The sequence below is a fragment of the Streptomyces sp. NPDC093591 genome (assembly GCF_044764885.1).
Classification (GTDB): domain Bacteria; phylum Actinomycetota; class Actinomycetes; order Streptomycetales; family Streptomycetaceae; genus Streptomyces.
The window spans coordinates 416,764-438,864 of sequence record NZ_JBIWIY010000004.1 but is presented as its reverse complement, the minus strand read 5'-3'; the positions used below and the strand labels follow the sequence as shown (position 1 = coordinate 438,864).

Below are 22,101 nucleotides of genomic sequence, written 5' to 3'. Positions count from 1 at the left end.
TCGGGTCGCTGAACCGCGCACGGTTGAAGAAATGTCTGGTGTCGAGCAGGCACCGGTCAGACCTCTGGCTCCCACGGCCGCCCCACCACGAAGCCGTGCTGGAACGGGTCCGTCTGATCGAGGACCAGCTGGTTGAAGGAGGTGATCCAGGCCCGCCCGGAGATCCTGGGTACGACGGCGTCGTACGGCCCGACCGTGGTCGTGGACTCGATACGGGCGTCGAACCGGCTGCCGATGAGCGACTCGTGCCGGAAGAGCTGCCCCGGCTTCAGCAGTCCGGAGGCGTGCAGAACGGCGAGGCGGGCGGAGGTGCCCGTGCCGCACGGGGAGCGGTCGATCCGGCCGGGGGAGACGACGGTGGCGTTCCGGGAGCGGATCATCTCGGTGCCGTCCTCGTCCTGCTCGTGGTGGAGCGGGCCGGTGAAGACGGTGTTGGTGATGCCGGGGATGAGCGGGTTCTCCGGGTGGCTCACGTCCAGCCGGCGCACGGCCGCCCTTTTGAGGCGTTGTCCGAGTTCGCACAGGGCCGCCTCCTCGCTCACGTCGAGCTTGAACCCGAGTGCCTCCGCGTCCACGAACACGAAGGTCATCCCGCCGTAGGCGATGTCCACGGTCACCCGGCCGAGACCGTCGACGTCGAGATCGGCGCAGTGGTGGTAGACGAACGCGGGCTGGTTGACCAGCGTCACCCGCCGCACCTTGCCGTCGGCGCACTCGCACTCGACCCGGATCAGACCGGCCGGGGACTCCAGCGTGAGGTGCGTGACCGGTTCGGTCATCGGGAGCATCCCGGTCTCCAGCAACACCGTGGCCACGCACATGGTGTTCGAGCCGGACATCACCGGATACTCCGTCGACTCCAGGATGACGTACCCCATGTCGGCCCGTGGGTCGTTGGACGGCAGGACGACGTTGGCGTTGTGCCACATCGCTCCGCGCGGCTCCTGGAGCAGCAGCCTGCGCAGCTGGTCGTGGTGCTCTTCGAAGGAGCGCATCTTGTCGAAGAGGCTCTCGCCCGGGACCTGCCCGATTCCTCCGACGACGACCTTGCCGGATTCCCCCTCGGCATGGGCGTCCACCACGTTCAAGGCGCGACTGAACCTCATGGCCGGCCTTCCTTTCGAGATCGCAGATTGTCAAACAATCGGCGGCTTGGTGGGGACGCTAGACGGGAGCGCCCGTCGCGGTCAATGCCTGGAGGCTGAAGATTCGGCCGACTCTGCTCGGGCTGAGCGCCGTATCGGTACATCACGATTTCGGCTATTGACACGGCGGGGCCGCGTCCCTAGCCTTCCGGCATCCCGTCGCTTGTCAGACAATCTTCGGGCGGCTCTCAGAGGGAGCGTCCCGTCTCAAGCGGTATCGACCGCGGCGGCACTGCCGCGTCACCCGAGCCCGCTCATTTCACCGCAGCGCCCAAAGCCCGCAGGTCCTGGATCGAACCAATCCCCCCATGCCGCACGCTGCACCACTCGTCCTCTAGCACTGGAGCACCAGCCATGGCCCTCACCAAGCAGAGCAGATACACCTTCTACGTGGTCGGCGTACTCATCCTGGCCTGGCTGGCCGGCTACTTCGGGGGGAAGGCCGGCTCGGACGGCGGTTCGACCCAGACCGTCGCCAGTTCCGGTGACTCCGGCAAGGCCGCCTGGGTCGACAAGATCAAGAAGGCGGGTGTGCTGCGGGTCGGCTGCGCCGACGCCCCGCCCACCATCGTCGTCAAGTCGGACGGCACCTGCAGCGGACCCGACCTGATTCCGTTGGAGAACTTCGCGGACGGCATAGGTGTGAAGGTCAAGACGGTGGCGACCACCTGGCAGAACATCGTCGCCGGGCTCCAGGCCGACAAGTACGACGTCGCCGCCGACCTCGACCAGACCGTCGAGCGCAGCCTCGCGATCCGCTTCACCCACGGCTCGTGGTCCTACCCGGGCGTGTTCCTGGTGGAGCGGGACAGCGACTACACCAGCAGCGAGCAGATCCTCGACGCGAACAAGCCCATCGCCACCACGCAGGGTTCCGCGCTGGACGCGGCGCTTCAGAAGGCCGGGGCCAAGGAACTGCGCGTGGACACCTACCAGAACGCGGCCGCGGGCGTGAAGGCGGGCAAGGCCATCGGCATCTTCGCCGACCTGGGCACCGCCGTGGACATGGCCACCAAGGACAAGTCGATGGGCATCGTCGTCCCCGACCCGGCGATCTTCGTGCACCACGTGGCCTACGGCGTTCCCTCCGGCATCGACGCCCGCTCCATGGAGATCCTCAACGTCGCGATCGACAACTCGGTGGCCAGCGGTGAGATCGACCGGGCCTTCGCGGAGGCCGGATACCGCGACGTGGACGCCCTGGGCGACCTCGAGATCAAGTCCTGACCTGGTCTCGCCGTCCTCCCGGAGGTAGTCCGTGATGCATTCCGTGAACCTCGCCTACGAATTCGATCTGAGCGTCATCGGCCCCGCGCTGCCCACCCTGCTCGACGGGCTGTGGCTGACCCTGAAGATCTCGACGATCGTGATCGTCGCGAGCGCCGTCCTCGGCTTCCCCCTCGCCGTGGCCCGCATGTCGAAGATCGAGGTCATCCGCTGGCCCGCGCAGTTCTACATCGAGGTGTTCCGCTGCACCCCTCTGCTGATCCAGCTGCTGTGGGTGTTCTACGCCCTTCCGGCGCTCCTCGGCGTCGACCTGCCCGGTGAGCTCTCGATCATCATCGCGCTCACCGCGCACCTGACCGCGTTCATGTCGGAGACCTATCGCGCGGGCATGCAGTCGGTGCCCGTCGAGCAGATCGAGGCGGCCCGGATGCTGCGCCTGAACCGGGTGCAGATCCTGCGGCACATCATCGTGCCGCAGGCCTTCCGCCAGCAGATCCCGACGATCCTGTCCCTGAACGTGAGCATGTTCAAGGACACCTCCCTGGTCTCCGCGTTGGGCCTGGCCGACCTCACTTTCCAGGGCAACATCCTCTCCAGCCAGACCTACCGGCCCATGGAGATCTTCACGCTGGTCGCCGTCATCTACTTCGCGATCGCCTTCCCCGCGACGCTGTTCACCAGCTACGTCGAGCGACGTCTGCTCACCAGCGGCTCGCGCGGCGCCCAGCCGCCCTCGGCCGGGCTGCTCGGCACCCTCACCCGGCTGCGCCCCGGACAGCGGCCGCCCGCCCTGGCCAACCCCGCCCTGAAGTCCCTGCTCAAGCCGGAAGGTGTCTGATCACGATGACAGAGACCAACCCGACCCTCGACAAGGCATCGGACACGGTCACGGACGCGTACCCCGACGCCGGGCTCGACGGCGCGTTCGTGCGCACGCGCGGGGTCTGCAAGTCCTTCCACGGCCGCCCCGTCCTCAAGGAGGCCGACTTCCGGATCGGCAGCGGCGAGATCGCCGTCCTCATCGGCAAGAGCGGCTCCGGCAAGAGCACCCTGCTGCGGGTGATCGCCGGCCTGGAGGAGCCGGACGCCGGCGACATCGACCTCGCCGGACAGGCCGTCGTCCGCGACGGCGAGTACCAGGAGGCGTGGAACGAGCTCCGGAGCCAGGTCGGGATGATCTTCCAGAGCTACACGCTGTGGCCCCATATGAACGTCCTCGACAACCTCACCATCGCTCCCCGCCTGGCACTCGGCGAGTCCAAGGCCCAACTGCTGGAACGGGCCGAACAGGCCCTGACCGACGTGGGCATGGCCCACCATCTGCGCAGCCGTTGCACCCAGTTGTCCGGTGGCGAGCGCCAACGGGTCGCCATCGCCCGGGCGTTGATGATGCGCCCGCGCCTGCTGCTGTGCGACGAGATCACCTCCGCACTCGACCCGCCGGTGGCCGCCGAGGTGCTGGGCGTGCTGACCAAGCTGAAGGAGGAGGACGGCATCGCCTGCGGCATCGTCACCCATGACATGGCCTTCGCCTCCAAGGCCGCCGACCGCATCTGCTTCTTCGAGGACGGCCTCATCAAGGAGGACGTGCCACCGGAGCAGGCCTTCAACGACCCGCAGACACCAGGGCTTCAGGCATTCATCGACGCCGTTCGCTTCTGATCGCCCTGCTGGAACGGCAGCCCCGCTCACCGCACCGGACCGGACTCCGCTGCGCCGGTCCGAGCGGGGCTGCGTCCGCGTTCCCCCCATCCCTCCACCTGAAAGGTTTTCGCACATGTCCCGGCTCACCGAGTTCGCACGCAAGCTGGCCTCCGGACCGAACTACGCGACGATCGCCACGATCGGCAAGGACGGTCTGCCCCAGCAGAGCGTGGTGTGGGTGAAGGCCACCGACGACGGGATCGCCTTCTCCACCGTCGAGGGCCGCGTCAAACACCTCAACCTGCTGCGCGATCCCCGGGCCGGCGTCCTGATCACCGACCGCGACAACCCGTACGCCTACGCTGTGGTCCGCGGTCCGGTCACCATGACCCGGGACGGCGGTCCGGAGCTGATCGACGAGCTCTCCCACAAGTACGCGGGCCGGCCCTGGCAGGAGACCGCGACGACACCCCGGGTGGTCGTCACCATCAGGGCCGAGCGCGTCACCGAGCACGGGGCCTGAAACCCGCAGTGGCAGCCGCCGGGCGCGGGCCTCCGCGTCCGGCCTCCCTCTAGAATGCAGTCTGACAATCTGCGGAGGACTTATGAGCGAGCACGCTGCCCAGGCCGCCGGCCCCAGGCCGGTCAGCACCCAGACGCGCCGGGGCGCGGTGGTGGACGAGCTGCGCCGGGCGATCATGGCCGGTGAGCTCAAGGCCGGGCAGCCACTGCGCGAGGTCCACATCGCGTCGCAACTGGGCGTCAGCCGTCCCACCCTGCGCGAGGCCATCTACCAGCTCATCCACGAAGGGCTCCTCGAACAGCAGCCGTACCGCGGCGTCATCGTCACCGCCATCGACGAGAAGTTCATCACCGACACCGCCGCCGTCCGGGTCGCCTTGGAGACCCTCGCCGCGCGCGCCCTGGCCGATGATCCCGACGGGTCCCGCCGGGCGCGGCTGCAAAGTGTCTGGGAGGAGTACCGGGCAGCACACCGGGCGCAGGACTCGGGACGTCTCCACCAGGCTCATATCGCCCTGCACCGCACCATCTGGGACGCCTCCGACAACGCCATGCTGAAGCGGATCTGGCCCACCGTGGAGGCCCAGATCAACCTGGCCATCACGGTCGACGAGAGCACCCGCTCCGATCCCGACCGCGCCCTGCACGTCCACGAACGCCTCATCGACGCCATCCTCGGCGGCGACCCCGACACCATCGCGGCCGAAGTCGAGCGCCACACCCGGGCGAGCGCCGACGAACTGCTGGAGATGATCGCCGAGCGGCAGCGCACCGCCGACGAGGGGTAGGGGGATGCCGTCACCGGCATCCCCCTGAACGGTGCGTTCACCAGGGCCCGATCAGAGGAAGCTGACCCCCTGGGCGAGAGCCGGCTCGCTGGAGTAGTTGATGGTGTTGGTGGCCGGGCGCATGTAGGCCTTCCAGGCGTCCGAGCCGGACTCACGGCCGCCGCCGGTGTCCTTCTCACCGCCGAACGCGCCGCCGATCTCGGCGCCGGAGGTGCCGATGTTGACGTTGGCGATGCCGCAGTCCGAGCCGGCGGCGGACAGGAAGATCTCGGCCTCCTGCTGGTCGCGGGTGAAGATGCTGGACGACAGGCCCTGCGGGACGTCGTTGTGGAGGGCGATCGCCTCGTCGAGGGTGTCGTAGGTGAGGACGTACAGGATCGGCGCGAAGGTCTCCTCCCGTACGACGTCGGTCTGCTCGTCGACGCGGACGAGAACCGGCTCGGTGTAGGCGGCCGAGGGAGCGGCCTCGGTCAGGCGCCGGTTGCCGCCGGCCAGGACCTTGCCGCCCTGGGCCTGGACACGGGTGACGGCGTCCGTCATGGCGTCGAGGGCCGTGGTGGAGATGAGCGGGCCGACCAGGGTGGTGGCGTCGAACGGGTCGCCAATGGGGAGCTTGCGGTACGCGGAGGTCAGCCGCTCGATGAGCGTGTCGGCGATGTCGCGGTGGACGATGAGGCGGCGCAGGGTGGTGCAGCGCTGCCCCGCCGTGCCCGCGGCCGCGAAGACGATGCCCTGGACGGCGAGGTCCAGGTCGGCGGACGGGGCGACGATCGCGGCGTTGTTGCCGCCGAGTTCGAGCAGGCTGCGGCCGAAGCGCGCGGCGACGCGGGGGCCGACCTCGCGGCCCATGCGGGTGGAGCCGGTGGCGCTGACGAGCGCCACGCGGGGATCGTCGACGAGCCGCTCGCCGACCGCACGGTCCCCGAGGAGCAGACGGTGCACGTCGCGGGGTGCGCCGACCTCGTCGGCGGCCCGGGCGAGCAGGTGGTCGCAGGCCAGGGAGATCAGCGGGGTGAGCTCCGAGGGCTTCCAGACGACGGTGTCGCCGCAGACGAGGGCGACGGCGGTGTTCCAGGACCACACGGCGGCGGGGAAGTTGAAGGCGGAGATGACACCGACCACGCCCAGGGGGTGCCAGGTCTCGGCGAGGCGGTGGCCGGGGCGTTCGGAGGCGATCGTACGGCCGTAGAGCTGGCGGGACAGGCCGACCGCGAAGTCGCAGATGTCGATCATTTCCTGGATCTCGCCCAGCGCCTCGGAGCGGATCTTGCCCGCCTCGATGGTGACCAGGTCCGCCAGGTCGCTCTTGTGCTCGCGCAGCAACTCACCGAGGCGGCGCACGAGTTCACCGCGGCGCGGAGCGGGGGTGGTGCGCCAGGTGAGGAAGGCCGCACGCGTGGCCGCGATGGCGTCTTCGGCTTCGGTCTGGGTGGCGGCCTTCACTCCGAAGAGGTTCTCGCCGGTGATGGGCGTGCGGGCATGGAGGTCGCTGCCCTCGGGGACGTCGACTCCGATGTGCCGCAGGGCGGTGCGGGCGCGGGCGCGCAGGTCGTCAGTGGTGGGCAGTGCGGTGCTGGTCATGGTGGTCCTTGAAGGTGTGAGGTCAGCCGAGGGCGTCGGTGAGGCCGAGTTCGCGGGCGACCCGGGCGAGGGAGCGGTCCTGCTGCTGTGCGTAGAGCGCGTAGGGGTCCAGCACGTCGCGGCCGATGGCGCCGGACAGCCAGGCGGCGTCGTAGGCGGCGCCTTCCTGGTCGTTGTCGCGGGTGCCCTCGCCGCTGAGGTTGGACTGGAAGATGCCGGCGGCGGAGCGGGGCAGGAAGTCCTCGTAGACGATGGGCTCGGCGCTCACCCAGCCCTGCCGCACCAGTTCGGTGAGACCGGCGGGCGGCCCGCCGCCGTCGCGGGGCCGGCCTTCCGCGCGTACGTAGGTGAAGTAGGCCAGTCCCTGGGCGGCCAGTTCCTCCTCGCTGCCCGGCATGTGCTGCTCCCAGACGGCCCGTGCGACCTCGCCGCGGGCCTCGGCGGGACTCCGGGACGCCTGCTCGTCGACACGGCCGAGGAGGTCGTCGTAGAGGGAACGGCCCTTCCGTGTCAGGGCGATGCCGCGCGCTTCCACCTCGCCGAAGCGGACCCGCAGCGCGCCGCTTTCGACGCTGCCGTCCGCGAGGCGCATCGCGCGGGGTTCGGCCAGGGCCCTGAACGAGGTCTGCCGCAGCAGGACGTCGGGGCCCTTCCAGGCCGGCGGGCCCTGGATGGTGTCGATCATCTCGATGCCGCGGTCGGTCATACGGCGGTACAGCTCGTCGATGTCCAGGACGCGCGGGGTGAGGTGGTTGATGTGGGTGCTGCGGACGCCGCCGATGTCGGCGGCGACGGCGGAGACCCGCTCCAGCTCCTGGTACCAGGCACGGTCGACCGGCTCCGAGGACAGTTCGAAGGCCTGCACGGCGAGCCGCAGGAACCGCTCGGCCTCCTGCTGGGGCAGTTCCCGCTCGGCGGCGGCCCGGTCGGCCAGGGCGAGCAGTTCCGGCGGGAAGAGTTCGCGGCCGGCGAGGAAGGTCTCCAGGCGTGCGCGCAGGTCGGGGGTGAAGAAGCGGGGGTCGGCCGGGGTGAGCATGGAGGTGAACACCCGGAAGGGGTTGCGGGCCAGTTCCTCGCCGTCGACCGGCCGGAAGGCGGTGGAGACGACGGGGACCGCACTGGCGGCGGCCTCCCGCAGGTCGTAGAAGCCGACCGGGTGCATGCCGAGAGCGGCGAAGACGCGGGCGACCTGCTCCAGTTCCCGCGGTGTGCCGACCCGGATGGCGCCGTGCCGCTCGGCGGTCACCCGGCTGATGGACCCCAGACGTTCGGCGTCGGCTCCCCGCGCGCGCAGGACGTCCTCGTTGACCTCCCGCGAGACGTCCACGAGCGTGGTGTAGGCGGGCACCTCCTGCCCGTACATCTGCGACAGCCGTGCCGCGAACGCGGCCCGCAGCTGCCACTGGCTGATCGTCGACATGGTTCGGCCTTTCGGTCGGGAGGTCGGGGCTCAGACCACGTGGGCTTCGGGGCGGATCTCGGCGCCGTGGCGGAACCGGTCGGCGCTGAGCGGGGAGATGTCCGTGAACGGCTCGCGCTCCAGGTACAGATCGCGCAGCACTTCGCCGACCGCGGGTGCCTGGAGGAAGCCGTGCCCGGAGAACCCGGCGGCGTAGAGGAAGTTGGGCAGTTCGCCGGAGCGGCCGATCAGCGCGTTGTGGTCGGGAGTGACCTCGTACAGGCCGGCCCATCCGCCAACGGTCTCCATGTCGGCCAGGGCGGGGGCGCGGCGCCGGGCGACGGTGCGGAACAGCTCCAGCCACCGCGGGGTCCAGGTGGTGTCGAAGCCGTCCTTCTCGTCGGGGTCGGCCAGCCCGAACAGCAGCCCGTCGTCGCTGTTGTGGAAATAGGCGGACGACGAGAAGTCGATGGTGAACGGGATGCGCGGCGCGGGCGGCGTGAGCGGCGCGGTGAACGCCAACTGCCGCCTCACCGGCCGGATGGGCAGGTGGACGCCGGCCATCTCGCCGATCAGTCCCGACCAGGCGCCCGCCGTACAGATGACGGCGCCGCACGCGATACGGCCGTGGCTCGTGTGCACACCGGTGACGCGGTCCCCGGCCGTGTCGATGCCCGCGACCGCGGTCTGGGTCACGATGGTGACGCCGGCCCGGGCGGCGGCCTGCGCATACCCCTCCACGACGAGTGCGGGGCGGGCGTGCCCGTCGGCCGGGGAGTAGGCGGCGGCCACGAGCCCGTCGGTGCTGATGTAGGGACACAGGCGCTGCGCTTCGTCGGGGCCGATCATGCGGTTGGCCACGCCCAGGCTGTTCTGGAGCTCGACGCCGGCCTCGAAGTCGGCGACCTGCTGTTCGCTGTCGAGCAGGAAGAGATAACCGACGGTGTCGAGCTTGATGTCGGTGCCGGGTCGGCAGGGAAAGTCCCGGTAGGCGCGCAGGCTGCGGCTGCCGAGTTCGATGTTGAGCGGGTCGGAGAACTGGGCGCGCACACCACCGATCGGCTTGCCGGAGCTGCCGCAGCAGAGCTCACCGCGCTCGATGACGACGATGTTCCGCACACCGGCCTCGGCGAGGTGGAACGCGGTGCTCGCACCCATCACGCCGCCACCGATGATCACGACGTCGGCGGTGGGCGGAACGGTGCGGAAGGCGGAGGAGGAGGACAACAGGCCACTCCCTTCCAGGAGCCGCCCTACTGAAGGGCGAGGGGGCTGTCAGTGCATTGCGATGCCGAGCAGCTGTCTGTGCGTCATCGTGCAGCAACCGAACCGTTGACGTCCATCAACGGTTGGTGCTTCCGATCTTTTAGGATTCCTATATGGACTGGACGAGTGCGCAGCTGCGGTCGCTGGTGGAACTGACCCGGCGCGGCACCGTCACCGCCGTCGCCGAAGCCCTGGGCTACACGCCCGGAGGGGTGTCGCAGCAGATCGCCGCGCTGGAGAAGGCCACCGGGATGCAGTTGCTGCGGCGGGTCGGCCGCCGCGTGGAACTCACCGATGCCGGGACGACGCTGGCCCTGCACGCCGAACGCATCCTCACCACCGAGGCCGAAGCCGTCGAAGCGCTGGAACGCACCCGCAACGAGATCTCCGGGACGCTGCGGGTCGGGCTCTTCGCCACGGCCGCCGCCGAGATCCTGCCGCCCGCCCTGCGGCAGGTACGCGAGAAGCATCCCGGCGTCACCGTGCGCAGCCGGGACATGGACGTGGACGAGGTGTACGACGCGGTCGCCGGCGGAACCGTGGATCTGGCGCTGGGCCTCGACTACCCGGACGTGCCCATTCCGCGCGATCCGTCCCTGCGGGTGCGGGAGTTGTCCCGTGAGCGCTTCTCGCTCGCGGTTCCGGTCGGTGCCATGCCGGGGCGGCGGAGCATCTCCCTCGCGGACGCCGGGGACCAGGGATGGATCATGCCTTCGATCCGTAGCTACTACGGCCGCGCGGTGCTCACCGCGTGCCGCCGGGCCGGCTTCGAGCCCCAGGTCCTGCACGAGGTGACGGACACCGCCGCCACCCTCGCCCTGGTCGAGGCGGGCGTCGGGGTCAGCGTGGTGACGGATCTGATGCTGCGTCTGCGGCCGTCCCGCCTCGATGTTCTCGCTCTGCGGGAGGCCATGGAGCGGCACATCGTGGTGGTGTTCCGTTCCTTCGCCGCGCAGCGCCCGACGCTCGCCGCCTTCGTCGACATCCTGAGTGCCTCCGCGGGATCGGGCTCCTCACGCTGAGATCATCGGCCACCATCGTCTGACAATCTGCAACAGATTCTGCCGCCACTGTTGACCCGGCCTTCCGTTGGGCCGTACTTTCCCGCGAGATTGTCCGACAATCTGCGCGCCATGGATGGGTGCTGAAGACCGCCGCTGCCCTGGCGTCGACAAGGCAATCGACTCGCACAGCGGACAAGGGAGTCATCGTGAGAGACACGCAGGCATCGGTGCCGGTCGAGGGCGCGTATGAGGCCAGTGACGCGCACCTGAAGAAACAGATCGGCCTCGTCGGGCTGATCGCCCTGGCCGTGAGCGTCCAGATCGGGTCCGGCTGGCTGCTGGCGACACTCGCCGCCGCCAGCATCGCCGGGCCGGCCTCGATCATCACCTGGGTTCTCGGCGCGGTGTTCTTCGCCGTCATCGGGGTCACCTGGATGGAACTCGGCACGATGATGCCGAGGTCGGGCGCCGGAGTCCGCTACCCGCGGCTCACGCACGGCGCCTTCCTCTCCTTCTTCAACGGCTGGGGCTATCTGATCGCCACACTGGCGCTGCCGGTGATCGAGGTGCAGGCGGTCATCACCTACGTCGGCGGCCACTGGCCGCAACTGGGCTGGCTCACCGAGAGCGGCGGCACGATGGTGCTGTCGTGGCCGAAGGGCATCTTCGTCGGGTTCGGCCTGCTGTTCGTGTTCTTCTTCCTCAACTCGATGGGCGCCAAGCTGCTCAGCGAGTCGAACAAGTGGGTCACGGTGTGGAAGCTCGTCATCCCGGTCGTGACCGCCGGACTGATGTTCACGGCCTTCTCGTCGGCCAACTTCACGATCGGCGGCGGCTTCGCGCCGCAGGGGTCCGGCGCCATCTTCGGGGCCCTGGCGGGTGGCGGCATCGTGTTCGCCTACTCGGGACTGCGGCAGATCCTCGACTTCGGCGGTGAGGCGGTCAACCCGCAACGCAACATCCCGATCGCGATGATCGTCGGCGGCCTGCTCATTCCACTCGTGATCTACGTCGTTCTGCAGATCGGCTTCCTCGGTGCCGTCAACTGGAACGACGCACAGGTCGCCCCCGGCGACTGGAGCGGCCTGATGACCAGCGACTGGGCGTCCTCCCCGCTGCTCAACGCCGTCACGGCAGCCGGCTTCGCCTGGTTCGCGACGGTTCTGCTGAGCGACGCGGCGCTGTCCCCGGCGGCGACCGGCTGGGTGTGGCTGGGCATCGGCGCTCGCTCGGTGTACTCCATGTCGGTAAACGGTGAGCTGCCCAAGGGCGCGCAGAAGATCAACAAGTACGGCACACCGATCGTCGGACTCCTGGTGTGCACGTTGCTCGGCTTCTTCTTTTTCTTCCCGGCGCCGAGCTGGTACTCGTTCGTCTCCCAGGTGTCGGTCGCGCTCACGCTGTCCTACGTCATGGGCGGCCCGGTGATGATGGTTCTCCGGCGCACCGCACCCGACATGCACCGACCGGTCCGCGTCAAGTGGGCGTACTTCTGGGCGATCGCGGGTTTCGTCGCGAGCCTGATGCTCATCTACTTCGCGGGCTGGGTCTCCCTGATCAACCTGTTCACGATCGTGTTCCTCGCCCTGCCGGTCTACGGCGCGTACAACAGCGTGCAGAACGGCTGGAGCAAGGCCGTGGGCAGCTGGGTGGTGTCCGGGGTGTTCAGCGTCGCCTGGATCTTCATCGCGGCCGGCGGTGGCTGGCTGTTCAACCGCGATCAGAAGCAGGCCGCCGACGGGTGGAGCTTCCCCGTGTACTTCACCGCGATGACCGTGGCCGTCGCCGCCTTCATGGCCGGGCTCTACGCCGTGAGCACGGCCGAGGGCCGGCGACATGTGCGCAGCGGCGTCTGGATCGTCGGCACCTTCCTCGCGATGCTGCTCGTCTCGTACCTCGGCGAGTACGGCCCGATGGAGAGTCCCGCGATCGACGGTCCGACCGACCTGATCGTGATGGCGCTCATCGCCGTCGGCAGCTTCGTCTGGGCGGTGCGATCGGGCGGCCCGACGGAGGAGCTCAGCCAGGTTCTGGCCCATCAGCGGGCGGAGCAGGAGGCCGATGCCATGGCGTGAACGGCGCGGCCCCGCTCAGCGGTGGGCCCGTCCCTGAGGCGGCCCCGCGATCCCGCGGGGCCGCTCGGTCGTCGATCTCCGGTCGCCTGTTCGTTCCAAGGAGCCCACGATGAATTCCGCCCACCCGGTCGACGTCCCCGCACTGGTGGAGTTCCTGAGACTCTGCCCGCCGCTCGACACCCTCGACGCGGAGCGCCTCACCCGGGCGGCCGAGCGTGCCACGGTGACGTCCTACGGCACGGGCGACGTGGTCCTCGACGCCTTCGCCCGGCCCGAGCGCGGCCTCCATGTCGTGTGGCACGGCCGGGTCTCCGTCTGGACGAACCCCGACCGCATCCGGGAACTGCCCGCCTACCACCTCGGCCCGACCGAGATGTTCGGGTACGTGGCGACCCTGCTCGGCGAGGCGGTGGGCCCGCGCGTCGAGGCGTCCGGGGAGACCGTCGTCGTCCGCCTCGACCCCGACCTGGTCGATCCGGTGTTCGCGACGCGGCACGGTGCCCAACTCCTCGCGCGGGAAGTCGACATGAGCCGCCGGATGATGGCGCACGGCTCCATCCCGACCTACACCCTCGTCGACGACCTGATCGTGGCGTCCCCCCTGCTGGTCGAACCGACCACGACCATCGCGCAGGCGGCGGCCCGGATGGAGGAGACGGGGCTGCCCTATGTCGCCGTACGGCAGGAGAACGGCGGCCACGGCATCCTCACCGATGCCGGGATCCGGCGGGCCGTGGCCTCGGCGTTGCCGGTCACCGACCCGGTGAGCACCGCGATGCAGACCGACGCACCGTCGATCCGGCTGGGGGCCTCCGCCGCCGAGGCCCTCATCACCGTGCTGGAGTCCGAAGGCGACGTCGTGCTCGTCACCGACCGTGCCGACCAGCTCCGGGGTGCCGTCGCCGCACGCGACTTCGTGGTCTCGTCGACCACCGCGGGAGCCTCCCTGCACGAGCAGATCCACCGTGCCGAGACGGTCGACGACCTCAAGGAGCGCTACCGGTCGGTGCCGGGCCTGCTGACCGGCCTCATGGCCAAGGGACTGGCTCCGAGCCGGATCATCACCGTCCACTCGGCCATCATCGACGCCGCGGTACGCCGGACCATCGAGCTCGTCTCGGAGCGGTATCCGCACCTGCGGCCCGACGCGTTCACCTGGCTCTCGCTGGGCAGCAACGGGCGTCGGGAGGCCCTGCTGTCGTCGGACATCGACGCGGCGGCATCCTTCGACAACGCCCTCGACGCCGCCGAGATCGCCGAGTACCGGCCCATGTTCCTGAAGGTCGCCGAAGTGCTGGAGCAGGCCGGGCTCGCGCACGACCGGCACGGGGTCAGCCCGGTCAACGCGAAGTTCGCGCGGACCCACGCGGACTGGGCCCGGGCGGGCCGGGACTGGATCACCGCACCCGAAGCCGACGACGCCGTCATCATGACCTGCCTGCTCGTCGACGGCCGCCCGATCCACGGGGATCGCGGACTGCCCGAAGTCGCCCGGGTCTTCGGGGACCTCCGGATGCATCCGCGCACGATGTCCATGCTGCTGGCGGCCTCGATCGCGCAGAGCAGCCGCCCGACCCCGTGGCGCAGGAAGAAGATCGACCTGAAGGCCCAGTTCCTCCTCCCGATCGCCAACATCGCGCGCTGGGCCGCCCTCAGCGTGGGCTCGACGGCGCTGCCGACGGACCAACGGCTCCTGGCGGCCGGCGGATCCGCCATGCTCAGCGAGAGCGACGCCGTCGCACTCGCCGACGCCTTCGACGCCGTCCAGGGCATCAGGCTCGCCTGGCAGATGGAGCAGACGACGGCCGGCCGCACCCCGACCGACGTCGTCCGTCTGGAACGTCTCCCGCCGGTCGATCGCGCGATCCTCGCGGAGGCGACCCGCGTGGTCACCGACAGCCGGCGCCGCATGGGCAACATGGCCCGCTTCGCCATGCCCGAGTTCTGACGGCGCCGCTGCCGCCTACCCCTCCTGTTCGTCCTGCGCCGGGTGGACATACGGTTCGCCGACCGGCGCCGCACCGCGCAGGGCGCGGATCGCCGTGCCCAGCAGCGGGTTGCTGTTCTCGCCGCGATGCAGGGCCAGCACGCGGCGGAAGGCCGAGCGCTGCGGAAGGCGTGACGCCTTCACCGCGTCGCTGGGCGTATGACCGAGCCCCGGCACGACGGCCACGCCGAGACCCGCGGACACCAACTCCCGTACGACGTCGTAGTTGTTGCTGCGAAAGGCGACGTCGGCCTCGAAACCGGCCGCAGCGCACAGCCGGGTGAGGGACAGGGCACCGGCGGTTCCCTCCCCGCTGGTGATCCAGCGGGCCCGGGACAGCCCGGCCAGACGTGCGCCGAGGCCGCTGTCGCGGGCCCTGAGCAGCACGAGGTCCTCTCGTACGAGGTGGTGGCGGGCCATGCCGTCGGGCCACTGCCGGGGGCTGAGCCCATACTCGTAGACCAGCGCCACATCCAGATCGCCGTCGTTCACCGCGGCGACGAGTTCCTCCGGCTCGCCCTCCTCCAGCTGGATCTGCGCCCTGGGGTGGGCTGCCGTCAGAGCCGACAGCGCGGGCGGTACGAGCCGGACACCGGCCGTGGGGAAACTGCCCAGTCTCAGCCGGCCGGTGGCGCCGGTGGCGAGCTCGTGCACCTGGTGGCGGAGGTCGTCCATGGCGGCCAGCGCCGGAACGCTGAGCTCGACCAGCCGGTGGGCCGCCGCGGTCGCCCGGACGCCGTGCGCCTCCCGCTCGAACAGCACCAGCCCCGTCTCCTTCTCCAGGGCCGAGACCTGTTGGGAGATCGCGGAGGCGGTGTAGCCGAGCTCGCGGGCCGCGAGGACGAACGAGCCGGTGCGCAGGACGGCCCTCAAGGTGAGCAGATGCTGCGGTTTCAGCACGGTGTTCCTCCTGGCGAACTCGCTGCCACATGCAGCCCGAGCATAAGCATCGCTTGCCCTGACCGGTGATTTCTGTCGTGCTGCTGGGTCTTGTGGAGGCGGGACGCGGGCACGGATCGTGGCGGTGACGAGGCCAGCGAGCGAGAGGGACCGACCGCGGTGACGACGACAGCGCAGGACCGGGAACGTCTCGACGCGGCCGCCGTGACCGAGGCGCTCGCCCAGGGCGACTGCGGCGAGGTGCACGGTGACGCCGGACGGCGGGCCCAGTACTCGGCCGACGCCTCCAACTACCGTCGGATCCCGCTGGCCGTGGTCTTCCCGCGTGAGCGCCGGCACGTGCTCAACGCGCTCGCCGTGTGCCGCCGCCTGGGCGTGCCGATCACCTCGCGCGGCGCGGGCACCAGCACCTCTGGCCAGGCCGTCGGTTCCGGCGTGGTCATGGATTTCTCCCGCTACTTCAACCGACTGCTGACGCTGGACCCCGACGCGCGCACGGCGACGGTTCAGCCCGGCATCGTCCTGGACGAACTGCAGAAGGCCGCCGGTGAACACGGCCTGCTTTTCGGCGCGGACCCCTCCACCCACAGCCGCTGCACCCTCGGCGGCATGATCGGCAACAACGCGTGCGGCTCGCACTCTCTCGCCTGGGGACGCACCGCGGAGAACGTGCTGGAACTCGAAGTGGTCACCTACCGCGGCACCGTACTGCGGCTCGGCGAGATGACCCGGGCGGAGATCGACGAAGCCATCGCCGTCGGTGACGAACGCGGCGAACTCATCGCGGCCCTGCACCAGTTGGCGGACCGCAACCTGGCGACCCTGCGCACCGAGCTGGGGCAGTTCCCCCGGCAGGTCTCGGGCTACGCACTCGAACACCTCCTGCCGGAGCGGCGCTTCAACCTCGCCCGGGCCCTGGTCGGCAGCGAGGGCACCCTCGCCGTCATCCTCTCCGCCACCGTCCGGCTCGTGGCGCCACCGCCCGCCCGGGCCCTGGTCGTGCTCGGCTACCCCGACGCCATCGCAGCCGCCGACGCCGTCCCCGCCCTCCTCAAGCACCAGCCGCTGGCACTGGAAGGGCTCGACCGGTCCCTGACCGACATCGTCACGCGCCCGGAGACCCGACGCACGATCGACACCCTGCCCCGCACCCAGGCGTGGCTGTTCGCCGAACTCGGCGGGCAGGAGGACGAACTGCCCCGGCTGGCCGAGGAGCTCGTGGCGGCGGCGGGGTGCGTCGGCCACGAGATCGTCACCGATCCCGTACGGGCCCGGCAGCTGTGGCGCATCCGGGAGGACGGGGCCGGTCTGGCCACCCGCCTGCCCGACGGCTCAGAGGCATGGCCCGGTTGGGAGGACGCGACCGTCCCGCCGGACCGACTCGGCCCCTATCTGCGGCAGTTCACCGAACTGCTCGCCCACCACCGGCTTCAGGGCGCCGTCTACGGCCACTTCGGCGAGGGCTGCCTCCATGTCCGCATCGACTTCGACTTCACCACCGCACACGGCACCGCCGAATTCCGCGCCTTCCTGACCGAAGCCGCCGAACTCGTCGCGGCCCACGGCGGCTCGCTCTCGGGCGAGCACGGCGACGGCCAGGCCCGTTCCGAGCTGCTGCCCCTGATGTACGGTCCGGACGTCATCGCCCTGTTCGAGCGCTTCAAGAGCGCCTGGGATCCCGACAACGGCCTGAACCCCGGGATGATCGTCGATCCACTGCCCCTGGACGGCAACCTCCGGATCAGCACCCACCGCACCCCCCTTCCCCTCGCGACCGTCTTCCCCTTCCACGCCGACGACGGCGACTTCGCCAAGGCCACCCGCCGGTGCGTCGGTGTGGGCAAATGCCGTACGGCCACCCCGAGCGGCGGCGTCATGTGCCCCAGCTACCGCGTCACCCGGGACGAGAAGGACTCCACCCGAGGCCGCGCCCGCCTGCTGTACGAGATGACGCAGGGCGAGGTGATCACCGACGGCTGGCGGTCGGCCGAGGTGCGGGACGCGCTCGATCTGTGTCTGTCGTGCAAGGGGTGCGGCGCCGACTGCCCGGTCGGCGTGGACGTGGCGACGTACAAGTCGGAGTTCCTGCACCACCATTACAAGAGGCGTCTCAGGCCCGCCTCCCACTACTCCATGGGCTGGTTGCCCCTGCTGTCCCGCTTCGCCGCTCGTATGCCCCGACTGGTCAACTCGGTCATGGCGTCCCGTCTCGCACCGGCGATCAAGCGGCTGGGAGGCATCGCCGCCGAACGCGACGTCCCCCGCTTCGCCGACCGGACCTTCCTGACCTGGTTCCGCGCGCGTACTCCGCGGGGCGACGGACACCGCGGCCCGGTCGTGCTGTGGGTGGACTCCTTCAACAACCACTTCACGCCCGACGTCCTCAAAGCCGGAGTGACGGTCCTGGAACACGCCGGATACCGGGTCCGGGTCCCGGACGGCACCCAGTGCTGCGGCCTCACCTGGATCACCACCGGACAGCTCGGCATCGCCCGGCGTATCGCCCGCCGCACCACCGGAGCGCTCGCCCCGGCCACCCGCGCCGGCATTCCGGTCGTGGGCCTGGAGCCCAGCTGCACCGCGGCGTTGAGATCCGATCTGCCGGAGCTCCTGGACGGCGACACCGACGCGCGTGCGCTCGCCGTATCCACCCGCACCCTCGCCGAACTCCTCCTCCACCACACCCCCGGCTGGCAACCACCGCGGATCGACGCCCGGTCCCTCAGCCAGACCCACTGCCATCAGCACGCCACGAGCGGCTTCACCGCCGACAGTTCGCTGCTGGCGGCGATGGGGGTCGACAACAGCGTGCTGGATTCCGGCTGTTGCGGCCTGGCCGGGAACTTCGGCTTCGAACGCGGCCACTACGACGTGTCCGTGGCGGCAGGCGAGCAGGCCCTGCTGCCCGCCGTGCGCGCCGCCGCACCGGACACGGTCGTCCTGGCCGACGGCTTCAGCTGCCGCACCCAGATCAGCCAGCGGACCGACCGCGACGGCACCCACCTCGCCCAACTCATCGCCCGTGCCCTACCGGAGGAACACAACCGTGACTGACGCCCTCTCCCTCGTCGACGACTGGGGCCCCGAGAAGATCGTCGTCGTCTCCCATCGGCGCACCGGCATGAAGGGCGTCCTGGTCATCGACAACACGGCGCGCGGTGTCGGCAAGGGCGGCACTCGTATGAGCCCCACGGTCTCCGTCGGCGAAGTGGCCCGGCTGGCCCGCGTCATGACCTGGAAATGGGCCGGCGTCGACCTCTTCTACGGCGGCGCCAAGGCCGGCATCGTCGCCGACCCGGCCTCGCCCGACAAGGAGGCGATCCTGCGCGCGTTCGCCCGCGCCCTGTCCAACGAGGTGCCCCGCGAGTACGTCATGGGCCTCGACATGGGCCTGACCGAGGACGACGCGGCCATCGTCCAGGACGAACTCGGCGACCGTGGCGCGGCCGTCGGCACCCCGGACCACCTCGGCGGGGTCGCCTACGACAAGCTCGGCGTCACCGGCTTCGGGATCGCCGAGGCCGCCGACGCGGCCGCCCAGTACCTCCAACTGCCCCTCGACGGCGCCAGGGTCGCCATCCAGGGATTCGGAGCGGTCGGTCACGCCGCCGCCCTGCGGTTCGCCGAACTCGGCGCCACCGTCGTCGCCGTGTCCACCGCGAGGGGAGCCGTGCACGACCCCGGCGGACTGGACGTGCCCGCCCTGCTGGCCGCACGAGAAGAGCACGGCGACGCCTTCGTCACCCGCCACCATCAGGGCCTTCGCATACCGCCCGGCCAGGAACTCACCGTCGACTGCGATGTCCTCGTCCCGGCGGCGCTGGAGGACGTCATCGACAACGCCACCGCACACCGGATCAAGGCCAAGCTGGTGGTGGAAGGCGCCAACCTGCCCACCTCACCCCAGGCGCAGTCCGTCCTCGCGGAACGTGGAATCGCCGTGCTGCCCGACTTCGTCGCCAACGCCGGCGGCGTCGTCGCCGCCGCCTTCGCCATGGACGCCCGCTACTCCGGCTTCCGGCCGGAAACCCCCACCATCTTCGAGACCATCTCCAAGCGGCTGCGCGCCAACGCCGTCACCGTTCTCGAAGAGGCCCGGCGCCGTGCCACCATCCCGCACATCGCGGGCCGCGGTCTGGCCGAGGAACGCGTCCGCGCCGCCATGCGCAGCAAGGGCTCGTGGTCCACGACGGGCACCAAGAAGTAGCCCGGCACGCACGGCCGGCCACCCGCGACATGTGCCGTCGCGTCTTGGACACCTACCTGGGGGTCCGGCTGGCCGTCGTCGGGCAAGTAGGCCAAGGCCGCTTCCGCTCGTACGGCAAGGTCGCCAAAGCATGCCCCGTTCGGCCTGTGTGCCTCAACCGATCAGTCGTGCTCGGGGAGCACTGTGCGGCACGGGCCCGCACGATGGCCCCATGAACATCCAGCTGGACACACAGGTGAACACACAGATGGAACGGCCGAAGAGGCTCGGTCTGCCGCTACGCGCACTCAGCACCACCTTGGTCATCGCCGTGGCATCCGGGATGGTGACGGCCGTATCCGCCGTGGCTGCGCCGTCCGCCCGCCAGGACGCCGCGACCAGCACGGTCGGCCAGTCGAGCCCACGCGGAAACCAGGGCACCGACCACTGCCTCCTCACCATCGCCATCCCCCTGTGCTTGGGATGAGACTCTCGGTGCTCCATCAGGAACGACGTCCACGTGCCGGCCGCCGAGCACGTCGACGAACTCGTCGAGACCGCCGACGACAAGCAGGGCACCAAGACCATCGCCCGCTCCGGCCGGATCGACCAGCTGCGTGGGCGACGAACTGCGGCAGCACGGCGGCGAAGCACACGAGGGTCTTGGGATGGGTCACACCGACCGCGAACCCGTCCCAGAGGGTTCGCAGACCTCGGCGCCCGCCCGATCACGAACAGAACGCGGTGTGGTCGAGCGAATAGAGCAAGCAGTGACGGTGCTGCTCGTGTCAGGATGCTCGGCATGTCTTGTCGCGCGCTGAGCTTCGGAGTGATGGCGGAAGCGTACGAACGGTTCCGGCCCGGGTATCCCTCGGAGCTTTTCGGCATGGTGACGGCGTACGCGGGTCATCCGGTTCGGACTGCTCTCGAGATCGGCGCCGGGACTGGCAAAGCCACCCGGCTGTTCGCTCAACGGGGGGTCAGGGTCACCGCGACCGAGCCTGATGGGGCCATGCTCGCCGAGCTGCGCAAGCACGTGCCGACGAACGTGGAAACAGTGCAAGCCGCGTTCGAGGACGTGCGACCGGGGGAGAGGTACGACCTGGCTTACGCCGCAGCGGCACTGCATTGGACGAACCCGGAGGGCCGGTGGTCACGCATGGCCGCGCTCCTGGAGCCGGGCGGCGTGTTCGCCTCCTTCGGCGGGCCGGTCCGGCTGGCCGACCCGGCCGTGGAGGAAGCCGTCCGCGCGGCACGGGCACCGTTCTTGGAGAGCGATGAGGTTCCGTCCCCGGACGGGACGCCTCCGGAGCATGAGATGCAGTGGCCGGGTACGGAACTCCTACGGTCCGAGTGGTTCACCGATGTTCAACAGTCGGTGATCGAACGGCGCTTGACGATGAGTGCACGTGACTATGTTGGTTATCTCTCGACCGTCTCGGCCTACCTCGTATTGCCGCCCCCGGCACAAGAACAGGTATTTGCCCAGATTGGGCGGGTGCTGCCTGAGGTGGTCGAGATTGCCGCTGACATCACCGCCCATCTCGCGCGTAGGCGCTACGAGCAGTAGAGCTTCGGGATGCGGCCGACACCGTGCCGCTGGCCACCCGCGCCAGGAGGCAGGGCTACCCCCAACCGCCGGAGGCGGCCAGGGAGTTGCACGGGCAGGAATGATCGCGGTGCGGGCAAGGATCGCGGCGGTCACCGCCAGGGCATCGCTCTCGGCGATGACGACCCCGTCGATCACTGGCCAGGCTGCGGCCGACGCCCGGGATCGGACCGTATTCAGGAAGTGGGACCCGGCGCCGTCACTGCGCGCGGCGGTCGTCCCGGCGATCGCCGAGCACGCGGGCCTGCTGGGCCCCACGGGAAGCGCGCGCGTCATCGAGCACGTACGCCTGCGCACCACGGCGGCCGCGCACTCCTCCGCGTATCTTGGCGCGACGGACGACGCCCCGCCGCCGGATGCGGCCGGCCCGTCCGACATCCCGCATGACGTCCCTGCGGCGTTCGCCGCCGGCGCGCTTCTCGGCGTGGCCGCCGACTGGCTGCAGCGCGGATGCCCGCGGAGGCCGCTCGAGATGACCATCCTGACGAAGCCGCTCCTGCTCGCCCTGTCGGCCGTCGCCTGCACGCCGCCCACGCCGTAGCAGCTGGTGACCGTCGCGCCCTCAGGGGCGGCCGGATTCCTCGCCGTATTCGGTACGCGCACTCCACCCATTGCCACGGACGCTCTGTGCAGTGCTCGCATCGGCATCGCGTCCGGATAGTGCGCCGGCGCCTCCTGGAGCCACTCGTGGAAGGTGACGTCAGTCAGTTCTCCGGGCACTGCCCCGCATGCCCCCCTCACGATGCCGGCCACGGCGGAGGCCTGGCA

18 protein-coding genes and 1 pseudogene are annotated in these 22,101 nt (G+C 70.1%); 13 read left to right on the top strand and 6 right to left on the bottom strand.

Going from position 1 to position 22,101, the window contains the following annotated elements; translation table 11 throughout:
* Nucleotides 1–56: 56 nt before the first annotated feature.
* Nucleotides 57–1,106, bottom strand: coding sequence for a proline racemase family protein (locus ACIREI_RS11480; protein ID WP_403330505.1), 1,050 nt, complete (start codon nt 1,104–1,106; stop codon nt 57–59).
* A 393-nt stretch (nt 1,107–1,499) separates the two neighbouring features.
* Between ACIREI_RS11480 and ACIREI_RS11475 the strand changes: the two genes are divergently transcribed.
* The 5 genes from ACIREI_RS11475 to ACIREI_RS11455 all read left to right on the top strand — a co-directional run bounded on the left by ACIREI_RS11475 (nt 1,500) and on the right by ACIREI_RS11455 (nt 5,326).
* The gene (locus ACIREI_RS11475) at nt 1,500–2,372 is read left to right on the top strand and encodes a transporter substrate-binding domain-containing protein (protein ID WP_403330502.1); all 873 of its coding nucleotides are present in this window, start codon (nt 1,500–1,502) and stop codon (nt 2,370–2,372) included.
* Nucleotides 2,373–2,406: 34 nt separating this feature from the next.
* Complete coding sequence (locus ACIREI_RS11470) at nt 2,407–3,210, top strand: amino acid ABC transporter permease (RefSeq protein WP_403330500.1); 804 nt, start codon at nt 2,407–2,409, stop codon at nt 3,208–3,210.
* A 5-nt stretch (nt 3,211–3,215) separates the two neighbouring features.
* A complete protein-coding gene (locus ACIREI_RS11465; RefSeq protein ID WP_403330497.1) occupies nt 3,216–4,034 on the top strand; it encodes an amino acid ABC transporter ATP-binding protein in 819 nt (272 codons plus the stop codon).
* A gap of 115 nt (nt 4,035–4,149) precedes the next feature.
* Nucleotides 4,150–4,539, top strand: coding sequence for a PPOX class F420-dependent oxidoreductase (locus tag ACIREI_RS11460; protein WP_403330494.1), 390 nt, complete (start codon nt 4,150–4,152; stop codon nt 4,537–4,539).
* An 82-nt stretch (nt 4,540–4,621) separates the two neighbouring features.
* Nucleotides 4,622–5,326: a GntR family transcriptional regulator gene (locus ACIREI_RS11455; RefSeq protein WP_403330491.1), complete on the top strand. Its 705-nt coding sequence runs from the start codon at nt 4,622–4,624 to the stop codon at nt 5,324–5,326.
* Nucleotides 5,327–5,377: 51 nt separating this feature from the next.
* On the opposite strand, the gene ACIREI_RS11450 is transcribed toward ACIREI_RS11455, so the two are convergent.
* The 3 genes from ACIREI_RS11450 to ACIREI_RS11440 are packed head-to-tail and all read right to left on the bottom strand — an operon-like array spanning nt 5,378 to nt 9,533.
* Complete coding sequence (locus ACIREI_RS11450) at nt 5,378–6,907, bottom strand: aldehyde dehydrogenase family protein (RefSeq protein WP_403330488.1); 1,530 nt, start codon at nt 6,905–6,907, stop codon at nt 5,378–5,380.
* A 22-nt stretch (nt 6,908–6,929) separates the two neighbouring features.
* Complete coding sequence (locus ACIREI_RS11445) at nt 6,930–8,327, bottom strand: 2-oxoadipate dioxygenase/decarboxylase family protein (protein WP_403330485.1); 1,398 nt, start codon at nt 8,325–8,327, stop codon at nt 6,930–6,932.
* Between the two features lie 30 nt (nt 8,328–8,357).
* Nucleotides 8,358–9,533, bottom strand: a complete 1,176-nt coding sequence (locus tag ACIREI_RS11440) for an NAD(P)/FAD-dependent oxidoreductase (protein WP_403330482.1) — start codon at nt 9,531–9,533, stop codon at nt 8,358–8,360.
* A 152-nt stretch (nt 9,534–9,685) separates the two neighbouring features.
* Between ACIREI_RS11440 and ACIREI_RS11435 the strand changes: the two genes are divergently transcribed.
* The 3 genes from ACIREI_RS11435 (at nt 9,686) to ACIREI_RS11425 (ending at nt 14,599) form a co-directional block, all read left to right on the top strand.
* Nucleotides 9,686–10,594 carry a LysR substrate-binding domain-containing protein gene (locus ACIREI_RS11435; RefSeq protein WP_403330479.1) on the top strand — a complete coding sequence of 303 codons (909 nt, stop codon included), beginning with the start codon at nt 9,686–9,688 and terminating at the stop codon, nt 10,592–10,594.
* Between the two features lie 188 nt (nt 10,595–10,782).
* Nucleotides 10,783–12,651, top strand: a complete 1,869-nt coding sequence (locus ACIREI_RS11430; RefSeq protein WP_403330476.1) for an APC family permease — start codon at nt 10,783–10,785, stop codon at nt 12,649–12,651.
* Between the two features lie 109 nt (nt 12,652–12,760).
* Complete coding sequence (locus tag ACIREI_RS11425; RefSeq protein ID WP_403330474.1) at nt 12,761–14,599, top strand: putative nucleotidyltransferase substrate binding domain-containing protein; 1,839 nt, start codon at nt 12,761–12,763, stop codon at nt 14,597–14,599.
* A 15-nt stretch (nt 14,600–14,614) separates the two neighbouring features.
* Here the strand turns inward: ACIREI_RS11425 and ACIREI_RS11420 are convergent, their stop codons facing one another.
* The gene (locus ACIREI_RS11420; RefSeq protein WP_403330471.1) at nt 14,615–15,538 is read right to left on the bottom strand and encodes a LysR substrate-binding domain-containing protein; all 924 of its coding nucleotides are present in this window, start codon (nt 15,536–15,538) and stop codon (nt 14,615–14,617) included.
* A gap of 159 nt (nt 15,539–15,697) precedes the next feature.
* Here ACIREI_RS11420 and ACIREI_RS11415 point away from each other — a divergent pair, with 159 nt between their 5' ends.
* The 3 genes from ACIREI_RS11415 (at nt 15,698) to ACIREI_RS11405 (ending at nt 20,211) form a co-directional block, all read left to right on the top strand.
* Entirely contained in the window at nt 15,698–18,592 is a 2,895-nt protein-coding gene (locus ACIREI_RS11415) for an FAD-binding and (Fe-S)-binding domain-containing protein (RefSeq protein ID WP_403330468.1), read from the top strand.
* Nucleotides 18,585–19,745 (top strand): Glu/Leu/Phe/Val dehydrogenase, encoded by a 1,161-nt coding sequence (locus ACIREI_RS11410; protein ID WP_403330465.1) that lies wholly within the window; start codon nt 18,585–18,587, stop codon nt 19,743–19,745. The genes ACIREI_RS11415 and ACIREI_RS11410 overlap by 8 nt, the downstream gene beginning before the upstream one ends.
* Before the next feature lie 211 nt (nt 19,746–19,956).
* Entirely contained in the window at nt 19,957–20,211 is a 255-nt protein-coding gene (locus ACIREI_RS11405) for a hypothetical protein (RefSeq protein ID WP_403330462.1), read from the top strand.
* A gap of 121 nt (nt 20,212–20,332) precedes the next feature.
* Here the strand turns inward: ACIREI_RS11405 and ACIREI_RS11400 are convergent.
* Nucleotides 20,333–20,437: pseudogene (locus ACIREI_RS11400) on the bottom strand (LysE family translocator); the annotation flags it as partial.
* A gap of 119 nt (nt 20,438–20,556) precedes the next feature.
* Here ACIREI_RS11400 and ACIREI_RS11395 point away from each other — a divergent pair.
* Together ACIREI_RS11395 and ACIREI_RS11390 are read left to right on the top strand one after the other, a co-directional pair.
* On the top strand, nt 20,557–21,294 hold the full coding sequence (locus tag ACIREI_RS11395) for a class I SAM-dependent methyltransferase (protein ID WP_403330459.1): 738 nt from the start codon (nt 20,557–20,559) through the stop codon (nt 21,292–21,294).
* Between the two features lie 109 nt (nt 21,295–21,403).
* A complete protein-coding gene (locus ACIREI_RS11390) occupies nt 21,404–21,874 on the top strand; it encodes a hypothetical protein (protein ID WP_403330457.1) in 471 nt (156 codons plus the stop codon).
* Nucleotides 21,875–22,101 lie beyond the last annotated feature (227 nt).